Annotated in this window: 17 protein-coding genes; 12 read left to right on the top strand and 5 right to left on the bottom strand. The window is 36.7% G+C overall.

Translation table 11 applies throughout. The annotated features are described in order from the left end of the window. Positions 1–104 precede the first annotated feature (104 nt). Both NZ519_04065 and NZ519_04060 read right to left on the bottom strand, forming a co-directional pair. On the bottom strand, positions 105–749 hold the full coding sequence (locus tag NZ519_04065; GenBank protein MCS7027918.1) for a histidine phosphatase family protein: 645 nt from the start codon (positions 747–749) through the stop codon (positions 105–107). Between the two features lie 18 nt (positions 750–767). Then, on the bottom strand, positions 768–1,322 hold the full coding sequence (locus NZ519_04060) for a hypothetical protein (GenBank protein MCS7027917.1): 555 nt from the start codon (positions 1,320–1,322) through the stop codon (positions 768–770). On the opposite strand from NZ519_04060, the gene NZ519_04055 reads away from it, so the two are divergent. Beyond that, on the top strand, positions 1,321–2,622 hold the full coding sequence (locus tag NZ519_04055) for an ABC transporter permease (GenBank protein MCS7027916.1): 1,302 nt from the start codon (positions 1,321–1,323) through the stop codon (positions 2,620–2,622). The genes NZ519_04060 and NZ519_04055 overlap by 2 nt on opposite strands. Before the next feature lie 16 nt (positions 2,623–2,638). Here the strand turns inward: NZ519_04055 and NZ519_04050 are convergent, their stop codons facing one another. Then, positions 2,639–3,136, bottom strand: a complete 498-nt coding sequence (locus tag NZ519_04050) for an FKBP-type peptidyl-prolyl cis-trans isomerase (GenBank protein ID MCS7027915.1) — start codon at positions 3,134–3,136, stop codon at positions 2,639–2,641. 259 nt (positions 3,137–3,395) lie between these two features. On the opposite strand from NZ519_04050, the gene NZ519_04045 reads away from it, so the two are divergent. The 3 genes from NZ519_04045 to NZ519_04035 all read left to right on the top strand — a co-directional run bounded on the left by NZ519_04045 (position 3,396) and on the right by NZ519_04035 (position 5,592). Then, complete coding sequence (locus NZ519_04045; protein ID MCS7027914.1) at positions 3,396–3,785, top strand: hypothetical protein; 390 nt, start codon at positions 3,396–3,398, stop codon at positions 3,783–3,785. Positions 3,786–3,888: 103 nt separating this feature from the next. Then, entirely contained in the window at positions 3,889–4,293 is a 405-nt protein-coding gene (locus tag NZ519_04040) for an EVE domain-containing protein (GenBank protein ID MCS7027913.1), read from the top strand. 36 nt (positions 4,294–4,329) lie between these two features. Next, positions 4,330–5,592, top strand: a complete 1,263-nt coding sequence (locus NZ519_04035) for a hemolysin family protein (protein ID MCS7027912.1) — start codon at positions 4,330–4,332, stop codon at positions 5,590–5,592. Here NZ519_04035 and NZ519_04030 read toward each other — a convergent pair. Next, the gene (locus tag NZ519_04030) at positions 5,563–5,718 is read right to left on the bottom strand and encodes a hypothetical protein (protein MCS7027911.1); all 156 of its coding nucleotides are present in this window, start codon (positions 5,716–5,718) and stop codon (positions 5,563–5,565) included. The two genes, NZ519_04035 and NZ519_04030, sit on opposite strands and share 30 nt — an antisense overlap. Before the next feature lie 18 nt (positions 5,719–5,736). Continuing rightward, complete coding sequence (locus NZ519_04025) at positions 5,737–5,970, bottom strand: hypothetical protein (protein ID MCS7027910.1); 234 nt, start codon at positions 5,968–5,970, stop codon at positions 5,737–5,739. Between the two features lie 114 nt (positions 5,971–6,084). Between NZ519_04025 and NZ519_04020 the strand changes: the two genes are divergently transcribed. The 8 genes from NZ519_04020 (at position 6,085) to NZ519_03985 (ending at position 12,571) form a co-directional block, all read left to right on the top strand. Further along, positions 6,085–6,606: a 3-hydroxyanthranilate 3,4-dioxygenase gene (locus NZ519_04020; protein ID MCS7027909.1), complete on the top strand. Its 522-nt coding sequence runs from the start codon at positions 6,085–6,087 to the stop codon at positions 6,604–6,606. A 53-nt stretch (positions 6,607–6,659) separates the two neighbouring features. Further along, entirely contained in the window at positions 6,660–7,112 is a 453-nt protein-coding gene (locus NZ519_04015) for a hypothetical protein (protein MCS7027908.1), read from the top strand. Between the two features lie 53 nt (positions 7,113–7,165). Then, complete coding sequence (locus tag NZ519_04010; protein MCS7027907.1) at positions 7,166–8,035, top strand: hypothetical protein; 870 nt, start codon at positions 7,166–7,168, stop codon at positions 8,033–8,035. A 127-nt stretch (positions 8,036–8,162) separates the two neighbouring features. Beyond that, the gene (locus NZ519_04005; protein MCS7027906.1) at positions 8,163–9,005 is read left to right on the top strand and encodes a carboxypeptidase-like regulatory domain-containing protein; all 843 of its coding nucleotides are present in this window, start codon (positions 8,163–8,165) and stop codon (positions 9,003–9,005) included. A 142-nt stretch (positions 9,006–9,147) separates the two neighbouring features. Beyond that, a complete protein-coding gene (locus NZ519_04000; GenBank protein MCS7027905.1) occupies positions 9,148–10,284 on the top strand; it encodes a hypothetical protein in 1,137 nt (378 codons plus the stop codon). Next, positions 10,281–10,715 carry a type II 3-dehydroquinate dehydratase gene (gene aroQ / locus NZ519_03995; protein MCS7027904.1) on the top strand — a complete coding sequence of 145 codons (435 nt, stop codon included), beginning with the start codon at positions 10,281–10,283 and terminating at the stop codon, positions 10,713–10,715. The genes NZ519_04000 and aroQ overlap by 4 nt, the downstream gene beginning before the upstream one ends. A gap of 48 nt (positions 10,716–10,763) precedes the next feature. Continuing rightward, complete coding sequence (locus tag NZ519_03990) at positions 10,764–11,597, top strand: PorT family protein (protein MCS7027903.1); 834 nt, start codon at positions 10,764–10,766, stop codon at positions 11,595–11,597. Between the two features lie 74 nt (positions 11,598–11,671). Next, the gene (locus tag NZ519_03985; GenBank protein ID MCS7027902.1) at positions 11,672–12,571 is read left to right on the top strand and encodes a hypothetical protein; all 900 of its coding nucleotides are present in this window, start codon (positions 11,672–11,674) and stop codon (positions 12,569–12,571) included. The last annotated feature ends 324 nt before the right edge of the window (positions 12,572–12,895 follow it).

The raw sequence follows: 12,895 nt of genomic DNA, 5'->3' as shown, positions 1-12,895 counted from the left end.
AGCGAAGCGCAGCACCGAAGCGTTAGCGTAGCCCGTAGCACGCCGACCTTGCCCACACAAGCGCAAGCGAAGTGTGGGCAAGGGCACGCCCAAAAAAATAAAAACTAAAATTCACAACCTTTGAGATGACTTACGTCGTTGATTCGCACTGCAATGTAAGCACTACCTGTAAAAATAACATGATTAAGACAAGTATTTTGATGAGTGAAAAGTAAGTCCATGTTTGCAATATTGTAGTTAAATAAAGTGCAAAGTAGTATTCGCAGTGCTCGCCCATGCGTACAAATTAAAATGTTACCTTTTGCATGATTGTAATGAATTTTTTTCAAGGCTTTTTTTAGTCTATTTTGAACCGATATAGCACTTTCACCTCCCTCTATTTTAGCATCGAGATTTCCGCTTTGCCATTGAGCTATTAAGTTGTGATAGATAGAAATATCTTTTTGAGTAGGCTTTTTGCCCTCTAAATATCCCCAAGAAATTTCATTTAACTCACTTAAATACTCAACCCAAGGAGATTTTTGAATAAATTTTTCTACGGTTTGGTGTGTCCTTTTGAGTGTGGAGCAATAAACTGCATCAAAAGATATATGCTTGTAATGTTGCCAAAACTGCTCTGCTTGCCATTTGCCATGCTCATTGATATCTACATCAATTCCCCCACCTTGAATAATTCCGAATCGGTTTAGGTCTGTTTCTGCATGGCGAATAATGTACAGGTGCAAAAAATTAGAAAAATAATCTTCCATTTGGGTTGCAAAATTGCACTAACATTTGAGTATAACGCTCAATCGGGCTAAAATATATCTATTGCGAAGCACAGTTGGAAATATAGCTTGTCGCCAAAACTTAAAATAATCGTGTTCTAGTTTGGCTTCCATAGTACCTCCGCATACAGATAGCTTTCTTTTCTGAACAATATGGCATTTGCCTGTACTGTCCGCGTATAAAACCACATTAGCAATGATGCTTGTACATTCTGCACAAGATATGGTTATTTTATGTTTTTTGAGAATGTCAGGTAGTTTCTTTTTCCATTCCATTTCTAAACTATCCCACGCTCGCAGGGCATCCCCTTTGAGCTTGTAGGTTTCTATAATGCTATCTTGTGTTACAGAGTAAGTTTTCATACTCTGTGCATCAGATAGTTTGTATCCTAAAAGTAAAAACAAAATTAACCAGTAGCGTAACATTTTTATATTTATGAGTGCAAAAATAATTATTTTTTTTACTTTGAAAGTTTTAATTTTAGTTGGGTCAAAAAGGGGCTTAGCTTGAAAGTTTTTGGGAAAAATGCGGTCAGTTTGTAATTTTGGCAACATGGCTGATTTAAATCGGGGGGCTAGTAAAAGTCCAAGTTTTTGGCAAATGGTTTGGAAAAACTTTAAAAATAACAAGCTCTCTTATTATGCACTATGGGTTTTATTAGGTTTAGTATGCATGGCTTTGTTAGCAGATTTTATTGCTTATGACAAGCCTTTTTATGCAAGATACAAAGGTAAAGGATATTACCCTATTTTTTTGGATTATGCAGCTAGTTTAGGTTTATATCATTGGGATAGTGAGTTAGTCAATGCAGACTGGAAGCGCTTATCTTTAGAAAAAGCTTTATGGACGCCCATACCTTATTCGCCTGAAGAGCAAGATTTTAGGAATGCACAATCAGTTAGCCCATTGGCTAAGCAAGATATAGATAAAAAGTGGATGCGGCACTGGTTAGGTACAGATGAATTAGGTAGGGATGTACTAAGCGGAATAATCCATGGCTCAAGAATATCCTTGAAAGTGGGCTTGGTTGCTGTGGGTATCTCTATGATAATTGGAATTACCTTAGGGGCTTTAGCAGGGTACTACGGGGATAATCATCTAAAAATTTCCCGAGCGTATATTTTATTGCTGCCGTTGAACTTATTTTTTATGTACTTCTACGGGTACTATGCAAGGAGCAATACTTTGTCTGAAGCTGCTTCAAAGGGTATGCTTTTGTTTTTATTTCATTTGCTGATTAGTGTTTTGGTTTGTGTAGGGATTGGTTTTTTATTTTATGGTATCTCATTGATAATAGGTAAAATACATGTATATTTTAGGCAAAAGATAAATGTGTGGGTAGATATTATCATTTCAAGAATTATTGAGATTATCTCATCTATTCCGATTTTGCTTTTAATTATCACTATTTGTGCGATATTAAAGCCGAATGTAATGATAGTAATGGTAATTATTGGGCTAACTTCTTGGGTAGGTATTGCAAGATTGACCCGTGCTGAGTTTTTGAAAGTTAGAAATTTAGAGTATGTTCAAGCTGCACAAGCTATGGGGTTTGAAGAGTGGCGCATCATTTTGCATCATGCCTTACCTAATGCCATAGCCCCTGTCTTGGTAACTGCGGCTTTTCAAATAGCAGGGGCTATACTTATGGAATCAGCACTAAGTTTTTTGGGGATAGGCGTACCTTCCGATGTAGTTACTTGGGGATCTTTATTAGCAGTAGCGCAATCTGCGCCTAGTGCTTGGTGGTTAGCGGTATTTCCAGGGTTAGCTATCTTTATTACCGTAATTTCTTTTAACTTAGTAGGTGAAGGATTAAGGGATGCTTTGGATCCAAAGTTAAAAGCAGTATAGCTTTATAGGACCTTTTTCAATCTTCACAACCGTCAGGACCATGTACATGCCCATGTTCTAACTCTTCTGGGGTAGCTGGTCTAATTTCAATAATTTTACCTTTGAAATGCAAAGTAAGTCCTGCAAGAGGGTCATTAAAGTCTATTTTAACTGTTTCATCTGTAATATCTATAATCTCACCGTATTGTTCGTTTCCTTGCATGTCTATCATGGGTAATACTGTACCTATTTCTAGCTCTAATGCCATGCCATCAAACATAAACATGCTTTTAGGTAAGTCTATTACTTTTTCTGCTGAATAATTGCCGTAAGCCTCTTCAGGAGTTAAAATGAAATCAAAGGTGTCTCCTACGTTAAGGTTAGCTATATTAGACTCAAACTTTTCTAATAATGCGCCTATGCCATAGATAAAGTACATCGGTTCATCTTCTGTAGCTTCATCTATAATTTGGTTACCCTCTTCAGGGCAGGTAAGCGTGTAGGTCAAGCCTACTACATGATTTTTAGCTATCATACTAATGTACAAATTCTATTTACAAAGATAATATCTTTTATGACATAATGTAACACTCTTGACAAATTTTCTTATGAGCATGCCATTATGTCTGTTAATAAAATGTAAAAAAAGCATTATTTTAAGAGATTGGTGTTTTTATTTGACTAAAAAAGTTCAGATTTGTTTTTGTAAAGTGCTTTCAATCAGTAAGTTACTTAATAGCTCAAATTGTTTTTTCGTATAGTATGAAAATCTTTAAAAATTTTTGGCATATAATGTGCCAACAGCAGGGCAACTAAATACTAACAAACGTATGAAAACAGCAGCAAAATTCGCTACGCCTATTGCAGTAGCTACCGAGTATCTAAGCAATGCTAACAAGCAGTTCAATGAGTTAGTAAAAGGTGAAAGAAGTGTATTTGACTTCAAAGAATTTTTCACTGCTTACAAAATTGAAGGACAAATCCCTACTTTCGCAGAAATTACAGAACCTTCCAACTATCCCACCTACGAGCAAGTTATGAATGAAATGGCTCAATTCAACCAAGTTTTGGTAGACACTGTTCAGTCTTACAACCAATACTTGATAAAGCAAAATACTCAATTCATTGAGAACTTGAAAAACTTCAAAAACCCCTTCTTTGAAGCTTTCAAAGCTCAAAACTAATCAAGTTGTACTGAAATCCTTGATGGTTAGCGGTGGTAATTTTTGTTACCGCCGTTTTTTTTTAATGCAGAATTTTAAAACATGTTGTATTTTTGATTGGGTTATGAACTATTGGTTAGTTAAATCTGAACCTTACAAATATAGCTGGGCGCAGCTTTTAGCGGACGGGCGCACTTTTTGGGATGGGGTACGAAATTTTCAAGCTCGTAACTATCTCAAAAGTATGAAAGTAGGCGACAAAGTTCTATTTTACCACTCTAATGAAGGGCTTTGTATCGTAGGTGTAGCTAAGGTTGTCAAAGAACACTACCCTGACCCTACGGATGCAGAAGGAAAATGGGTTTGTGTAGATATTGAACCTGAATTTACTTTGAATAAACCTGTAACTTTGGCACAAATCAAGCAAGAACCCAAGCTCTCTAACCTGCTTTTACTCAAACAAGCTCGTTTATCCGTTATGCCTGTAACCCAAGCAGAATTTGAACATATACTTTCTATGGCAAAATAAGGTTTAGCTTCAAAAATAATTATATTGGTAGTATTTATGAACATGTACGCCCTGATATTTATTTCAATTATATGTGTGGGACTATTTTCAGGATTAGAAATTGCGTTTTTGACTGTCAACAGGCTAAAAATGGAATTGAAAATTCGTCAGGGAGGTTTTTTTATGAACCTTCTTAAAGGATTTATCAAATCACCTGTAAAATTTATCAGCACTACGCTTTTAGCGGTAAACATTGGTATTGTGATGTATGGCTTAGCCATGACCGAAGTACTTGACCCTTGGCTGATACAAATTCTTCCCCCACACTTAGCAGAAAACAGAGTTTTTATCACTTTTTTGCAAGCCATTATTGAAACTTTATTTTTACTTTTTATTGCAGAGTTTTTGCCCAAAGTCCTTTTCAAGACATTTCCCGAAGGACTTTTACGTTTCTTTTCGCCCTTAATTTGGTTAGTGTATTATCTTCTCTATCCTTTTATTGCTGGTATTACGTGGTTTTCTACTTTTGTGATTGAGAAAATATTCAAAGTAGAATATAAAGAAAACGAACAAGTTTTTAGGCGAACAGACTTAGACCTATATGTAAGAGAAACCTTGAAAACTCATACAGATGCCGAAGGTATAGATGCTAATCTTTTCAAAAACACACTCAAAATGAATGAAACTCGCGTACGTGAATGTATGGTGCCGCGTACAGAAATTCAGGGAGTATCTATAAACACGTCTATTCCTGATTTGATAGAAAAGTTTAGGCAGGTAGGGTACTCAAAACTGTTAGTGTATAGAGATAATGTGGATAACGTAGTTGGGTATGTGAATTTAATAGACATATTCAAGCAGCCTTCTGATTTGCGGCAAATTATTCAGCCTGTTATCATTGCGCCTGAAAGCATGTTTATCAATGAGTTATATTCAGAAATGACCAAGCAGCATTGTGCTATGGCAGTCGTTGTAGATGAATTTGGTAGCACTTACGGTATTGTTACCATTGAAGATATTTTGGAAGAGATACTGGGTGAAATTGACGATGAACATGACGATTCGGCTGAAATAGAGAAAAAGATATCTGAAAACGTTTATCAATTTAGTGGAAGGTTAAAAGTGGAGCATCTGATAGAAAAATATGCTCTTCCTATTGAAAAAGGGGACTACGATACTTTGGGCGGATACATTTTAGCTAAATCTGGTAAAATTCCTCAAAAAGATGAAGTGCTAAGCATAGATGAGTTCAGCATTAAAATTTTAGATGTAGCCAAAACGAAAATTAATTTAGTAGAGCTTGAATACATAAAAAAATAACAGGTTAAAGAAAGATTTTTTATTTTTTTGGGCGTGCCCCTTGCTGACGCAAGGGTCGGGGCATTCCGCACTACGCTTCGCTTCGGTACTTCGCTGCGCTTCGTACTGCCTAACGGCATGCTCCATGCCCCTCACGCAAGTTACCTATACAGTTATGTCTTTACCTTGTTTAAGCTTGAAGTACAAGTACTTACAAGCTAAAACTTTGCATAAATTACAGAGAAACGATGGTTTCAGAGATCCTTTGCGTGAGGCATGCGGAGGGCGTGCGTCAGCACGGTGCGTAGCGAAGCGAAGCACCGAAGCGTTAGCGTAGCCCGAAGCACGCCGACCTTGTGGGCATGAGCGCAAGCGAAACGCCCACAAGGACACGCCCAAAAAAATATCTAATTCAAAACTCACACAAGCTCACTTCCTAACTCAATTGCTCTATTTTTAAGAAAACCTTAATTGAGTGTTGCAATTTTGAAAAAAATATATTTTCTTTGTTACATGCTAAGTACCTTCAACCTCAAAAAATGGATAGATGAGCATAGACATTTGCTCAAACCACCTGTGGGAAATGCTCAAATTTGGAAAGATGCGGAATTCATGGTAACCATAGTCGGAGGTCCTAACGCACGCAAAGACTACCACATTGACCCAGGCGAAGAGTTTTTCTATCAAATTGAAGGGGACATGGTACTAAAAATAGTAGAAAACGGTGTACACAAAGATATTGAGATAAAGGAAGGCGAAATATTTTTGCTTCCTGCCTTTGTTCCCCACTCACCGCGCAGATTTGAAAATACTGTCGGCATGGTCATAGAGCGCCAACGCCGCCCTGATGAAAAAGATGGACTACGGTGGTACTGCGAAAACTGCGGAGAAATGCTCTACGAAACTTACTTTCACTTGACCGATATCACTACGCAACTTCAACCTGTATTTGAACAATTCTACGGCAACCCTGAACTATGTACCTGCAAAAAATGCGGTACTAAAATGGAAAGACCTGTAAAATCTAGCCGATAAAAATGTATCGGATAACGATTATATTCCTGCTCGCTGTAATTTTTTTTGCCACAGTGAGCTACAAGAAAATCTTTTTATCCACATACCTTCACTACGACGAAGCAGCTAATTATCTTCCTGCATGGAACTATGTAAAGTACGAACAATATGCTTTTACTGTCCAAAATCCGACAGTATTCAGCTCAATTAGTCCATTTATTACTTTGGGAGGATACGTGGGACACAGCTTAACTTTAATTGCCCCTGCTATAAATACAAAATGGCACTTAGCTCGCCTGTGGATATGGCTTCATGCAGCAATTTTATTAGCGCTTCTCTACTTGATTGCAAAACCGCACTTTAACGCTAAAACTAATCTTTTGAGTGTATCTCTACTCATGCTCAATGGGACTTTTGTTACTTATAGCACACGAATTACAGGAGAAATTCCTGGACTTGCAGGTTTTTTACTCGGAGCTTGGGCATATCAACAAGCTAAAAAAAAAATAGTTGGCTTTGGTATATAGTAGCGTGGATAGGCTTTCAAATCAGTATATTAAGCAAAGAATACTTTGCAGTATTGATTGGCTTAACGTTGCTTGTTTTTTGGCTATGGAGAGAAAGAGCAAAATTTAACCCTACTTTTGTTTTAGGTCTAACTTTACCTGTTGGTATTTTATTGTATTACTACTTTGAGTTCAAAGATATGCAAACTATTGAGAAGTATTTTGTGCAAAGGCGAATCTATCAAGTGGAATTTTTTGCGTTCAAGAGCTACGCATTAAAATGGTTGTTAAGCAAGCCTTTGATAATTATAGGTTATGTTTTACATACCGTTCGCTGTTACATTCAAAAAAGAGATTTTGACCTTTTTTTGTGGATATTTCAAACCTTTTACTTGATTTTATTTTTGGTTTCTATTGGTTTTGAGCGTTTTGGAGTGGGATTATTTATTTGTGCTTGTATTTATACAGCAGAGTTTTTGGTAGGAATTAGTAAAGTTCCTGCTTTTTCAAATGTGCATAGATGGGTAATTTATGCTGTCTTTGCTGTGTTTATTTTGCAAAAGTCGCCTGCTTTGCTTTGGAAAAAATCTGAAACTATACCTCTACTTGCTTTACCAAATTGCGGCAACAGAATTATCCATACTCCCGAAATTTCATTAGTTCCGCTTTTATTGGAATGTAGTTATCAATTACCTTTATACCCACCTGCTCGATTCAAAGGACCAAACTACAGTGAAGTATATGTACAAGAGGTTCAAAACCAATATTTACAAGCGGATATTTTGATATTAGGGGAATACGCTTTTACAGAATATCCCGATGTCTATGATAGAAACAAAATTTCAATTTATTTTGAAAGATACTTGCATCAAGAGAAGTACGAAGTTTGGGTCAAAAAAGCTACTGAAAATGTTTGTATAGTTAAAAATAACTTCAGTTCGTAGTTTTTATTTTAATAAAACTCCAAAGTACTTGCAAGTTATTGAAAAAACTTATATCTTTGCGTAACCCTTTCAAAAAAAATTTCGTTCTTATAACCGCAGATTTTTGAACCTATCCATTTGTCCAACTATGTGCAAAAAATTAGCCTTTTTAGCCGCTTTTTTCCTTTGTACCGCGCAATTAAAGGCGCAGCTGCTCAGTGAGCTACTAAAAATTATTGAGCCAACCATAGACAAAAAGCCAGAAAAAGAAGTTTTATTTGGTAACATACGCGGAATTATTTGTGATTACGAAACCTCTGAACTTATCCCTAATGCCCGAGTGATTATAACAGGAACACCTTTTGAAACTTACAGCAATGAGAATGGAATGTATGAACTAACTGATATCCCTGACGGTGAATATGAATTAGTTTTTATTCACAAGGATTACATGAAGAAAAAAATGCGCCCTGTTACGGTACTTGGTAATACGGATTTAGCTATGCGGGTAACCTTAGATAGGATCCAAAGAAGCTTAGATGACACAGAGAGCGAAACCGAAGTTTTTACTATAAAAGATGAGTTAGAGCGATTTAACAACATGATAGGGCGCAAAAATGTCAATAAGAAATTGATCAAATTAGCTAAATACACCGCTCAAACTAAATCTGAAAACTACATGCCTGAGATATTTGCATTATCTGATGATTTGAAAGTAGTGTTAGATAGTATAGCTGCTTTTCTTAAAAAACACTCCGAAGCTAATATAGTTTTATGCACCTATACACAAAACCCTACTATCCATGCTGATGTTGCAAAGCGCAATACTTTACACCGTGCTACGTTAATGCAAACTTACATAATTCAAAAACACAAAATAGATAAACAACGCATAAGCGTGGAAGGATTAGGAAAATATAACCCTCATAAAGAAAGTAATAATCAAGCGGTTGTACATCCTGAGCACCATTTAATTATCAAGTTAAAATAAGAGAAAGAGAAATTTTTAATTTTTCGGCGAATTCCTGTGGCTACCAATTGCTTTTAGGTAGCCTAATTTTATGTTTGTTTTCGCTTTGACTGCACGCATTTTTGGAATTTTGAGTATTCTTTCATAATTTTGAAGTAATTAAATGAAATTCAGTATTTATTCTACATGGCTTATCCTTGTGTTGGTACTATATTGCAGTTGCCGCAAGCAGCCGCAAACGCCTAGTGCTCATTTCAAATTAGAGGTTGCTCCTCAAATATTCCCCGCAGCTTCTACTTTGGGGGATACACTCCAAGCTAAAATTGGCGCTATTTGTATTATAGACATCACAGTGCATAAAGGCAAATCACCTATAAAGCAGATTAGTGTAACTCGCATAAATTTATCTACGAGTACTTCGCAAATTTTGAAAGACACTTTGTATAACACTCAAAACCAAGTGGTTAAAATTAGTATTTCATCTAACTTGGGGAATATTAGCACATTTTGGCGATATGAAGTCATTGCAAAAGATGAATCCGAAAACTTTCTCAAAAAGATAATACATATTCGTGTGGGGCAAAATTGTCCTTCTCTAATTCTAAACTTTGTTGGATTTACCAGTGCAGATAGCAACCGAGTTAAAGTTCAAGCATCAGGTTTGCCATCTGGTACTATTTATCAATACTCTTACGATAATGGTATATCTTGGACATATTCCAACGAATTTACTTTTAAAACTTCAGGTATAAAAGCTATCTATGCCCGAGATAAGAACAATCCCGCTTGTGTGGCTAGTTTAGTGGTGAATGTAACAGGTAAAAAAATTTATACACACACTATTGAGCTAGGGGCGCAAATGAATACAGTTTACCCTCACTTTTACGATGTAGAAACAAAAACAACTCATTTTTACAGCACAGCTTTTGCTTATCAAAATGTGATAGATTGGGTTTATCACACTTATGCAAGTAGTACTTATCTATTCTCGCCTAAAAGTGCCGCCGATAGCAACTACTACAACATGAATACATGGACTACTCGTTTGCAAAGTAAGTTTTTTAATCCTGTGTGGGTCGGAGAATACAACAATGCTATCTCATCTGTGGAAATTAAAGCTGCTCAACGCGGACCGCAAAAGGATGTATCCCCTGCTTTGTATTATCAGATTTGTATACCTTTCATAGCAGTAAATGCAAGTAACATTGTCAAAGCTAATGGAATTGCTTACATCAAAGAGTTTGAACCTGGACCAAGTGGGCATGCTACTATTGAATTAAAGTATTATCTCCTTCCATGAAGCACATCCACATTATCAATGGGGCTAATCTGGATTGGTTGGGCAAAAGAGAACCTAATATCTACGGAACTACCTCTTTTGAAGCTTTTTTTGAACAAATTTTTCAAGAATATCAGGCTAAAAATGTCTATTTAACCTATTTTCAATCTAACTACGAAGGGGCAATTATTGAGAATATACACGCTCATGTAGAAACTAAACTTTTAGGATTGGTAATTAACGCGGGTGCTTTTAGCCATTACAGTTATGCGATTGCTGATGCACTGCGCATGCTAAGCTGTCCCATTATTGAAGTTCATATTTCTAACCTGTATAATAGAGAGAGTTTTAGATATACTTCTGTTATTGCACCTATTGCCAAAGGCGGCATTTTTGGCTTAGGTCTGCAAGGTTATAAGTTAGCTATAGAGTATTTATGTCAAGATTTGTAAATTTTGCATGAACTTTGCTATTTTTGTACAAACCTTATCTTAAACGTTATGGTAAAAAGAATCATTTTAGCGGTTATAGCTTTGCTATTTGCCGCACCCACCGTACAAGCTCAATTCAGAGGGGGAGTATTCTTTGACCTTGGTAGTTCCTGGTTCCGTTATGCTGGAACTGCAGGTAGAGAAAACAAAGGTACTACAGGCAGATTCTCCTTTGGGGGAGGTATCCGTGCAGAGTACGGACTAGGCGAAACTTTCTCTCTTACTGCAGGAGTAGGATATAAAACTTACGGCGCTAACGGTGAGAATTACAAGCTTCTTGATACTGTAGGACAGCCTACTACTAGCAATGCCGATAAATACCAATACAAGTTAGGCTACTTGATTATCCCTGTGGGTATTAAAGCTAATATAACTGAACTTACTGACGGCTTAACCTTAAACGCCAGCGTAGGAGTACAACCTATGATTTTAGCAGGCGGCAAATGCGACTACACAGGAGGAAATATCCAACTCACACCTACTACTACTTATACCCCAAATGCTTTTGGCTGGAAAGGACTTAAATCCTCTAAATGGGCACAACCTTTTGATTTTGGTGTAAATATGGGGTTAGGTACTGACTTTTATATTGAAGGTGTAGGTACAGTGCAAGGGCAGCTGCTAATGAATATCAATTTTATCAAAATAGAGCAAAAATCTATTAAAGAAATACCTAGCAAAATAACTGATGGTGCTAATGGGACTACAACTACTACTCCCTACGACTATAAAATGGGTGAAAACAATACGAAAAATTTCATAAATGGTAATGATGATAAACCTCAAAACAGTAATATGTTCTTTGGTTTGCAGATAGGCTTTTTATTGGGCAGCAAAGAGTAAAGAGCGTTCAATATAGGGTTAGCAATTTACAAGGTAACGTTTATACGTTACCTTGTTTTTTTGTATTTTTGTTTATGCTTTGGTCCAATAGGATAAAGGTATTGGTTGGAATGCTAGTAATTTTTGTATTCTGGAATAGCTGCATAGAACGCCCTGCCCGACCTGTGGCTTACATTGCGCCTAAACCCGTTCTAAAACCAATGAATGTAAAAGATGTATGGGTTTTTCAAGGAAACAACAAAATTTTAGGCGGATATGAACTAGACTCACAGCTCTACATTCCCGTTCAAAATTTAGAAGAGAAACAATTTACCTTTCAAGGAGGAGTATGGGAAGATGGGCTAAGCGCTTTACATCGTATTTATCCATTTTGGAAACCTTATACTACTACTCTTAAATTGGATAGAACTAATCCCAAAGATCCTGAACCTGTGGCTTTGAAGTTTGAATACATTTCTACAGCCAAAGAAGCCATTTATGCAGGAAGTGGCACGATTGATGGCGAAAATTTTGACCGCATTTCTTTAGCCTTTGACACCCTTACAGGAAGTACAGCAGTGTTAGTTAGGCAGAATTACGAAGTATTTGAAGGAAACTATTCAGGGCATATAGCCTTGAACAGCACAAATAACTACATTGAGATTATTTCTCACAAAAATGAGGAAGGCATGAGCATTCCTGTGCCGAGCGTTTGTTGGTTAGAAATTACGTACAAATCTGATGTCAATATTGATATAACTGTTTTGGCTAAAAGTACTAGTAGCCCTGATTATGTGATTAACTCAAAGGGTGGTTTAGTACCTCGCAGCCAATGGACTACGGCGTATATCAATATGGACTATTTGTTAGGCAATGGGATTATTACGGGTCAAACGTATAGGTACAAGTTGAACTTACGAGCTAAGTTCAATGAGAATTTAGGAAAGCCTGTGCAAAATATCTATTTGGATAACATAAGAATACTTTGGCTGTAAGAGTTTAATTTGTTAAGTATGTAAAGTATTTTGTTGAAAGCTTATATTTTTGTATTATGTTTTGGGCGTGCCCCTTGCTGACGCAAGGGTCGGGGCATTCCGCACTACGCTTCGCTTCGGTGCTCCGCTAACGCTACGCACTGCCTAACGGCATGCTCCATGCCCCTCACGCAGTTTAATCCTGAATTTTGATGGATTTACTTGGTTTATACATTGTTTTGCTTTACCTTGTTTTATATTTCAATACATACAAAGGTTAAGCCTTACGCTAATCTTATACCAAATTATATTTTCTTAAAAACAACTCATCTACTTTGGCAATCT

Source organism: Bacteroidia bacterium (assembly GCA_025056095.1).
Lineage (GTDB): Bacteria > Bacteroidota > Bacteroidia > JANWVE01 > JANWVE01 > JANWVE01.
This window is presented reverse-complemented; position numbering and strand designations above follow the sequence as displayed.